The organism is Aeromonas simiae (genome assembly GCF_000820125.1).
Lineage (GTDB): Bacteria > Pseudomonadota > Gammaproteobacteria > Enterobacterales > Aeromonadaceae > Aeromonas > Aeromonas simiae.
In genome coordinates, this window is the sequence record NZ_CDBY01000045.1 from 538 (window position 1) to 1097 (window position 560).

Consider the following 560-nt stretch of genomic DNA (forward strand, 5'->3'; position numbering starts at 1 on the left):
CGCAGCAAGGTGGTCTTGCCACAGCCGGAGGGGCCGAGAAAGCAGATGAACTCCCCTTTCTCGATGGAAAGCGAGATGCTCCGCAAGGCCTGGAAGGCGCCGAAGTGCTTGTCGAGATGCTCGATATGCAGATAGGAGTGGGTCATGATGTGGACTCGCAATGCTTTTGGTATATACCAGTTTGCATTGGCCGTGTGACATCGGCATGACAGGCGGGAATAAAAAAGGCCGGACAGGCCGGCCTTTTCGTCACTGCTTGGCTTCTGACTTACCGTCGAAGCGCTGGGTCCACTCCTGGAGGATGGTGTCGCGTTCACTGGCGGCCCAGGCAAAGTCATTGTCGATCATCTGCCCCTGGATATCGGCCGGATAGTCGGCGCGTGCGATGGCGGCCTGCGGCACGGCCACCACGGCAAACGACTTGGCATAGAGGCGGTTGGCCTGCTCCGAGATGATGAAATCAAGCAGCTTGCGCGCCGCCTCCGGCTGCTTGCTGGCGCTCATGAGGGCGGCCGCCTCCATGTCCCACCCCGAGCCTTCACTTGGGAAGATGACATCGA

The 560-nt window shown here is 59.8% G+C and carries 1 protein-coding gene and 1 pseudogene; both read right to left on the reverse strand.

Features of this window, described 5'->3' with window-relative positions; genetic code table 11:
- On the reverse strand, nucleotides 1-338 hold a 338-nt coding region (locus BN1134_RS20350; protein WP_415857800.1), incomplete at its 3' end, for an ATP-binding cassette domain-containing protein.
- Nucleotides 250-560: pseudogene (locus tag BN1134_RS19975) on the reverse strand (putative 2-aminoethylphosphonate ABC transporter substrate-binding protein); the annotation flags it as partial. The gene BN1134_RS20350 and the pseudogene BN1134_RS19975, both read right to left, overlap by 89 nt.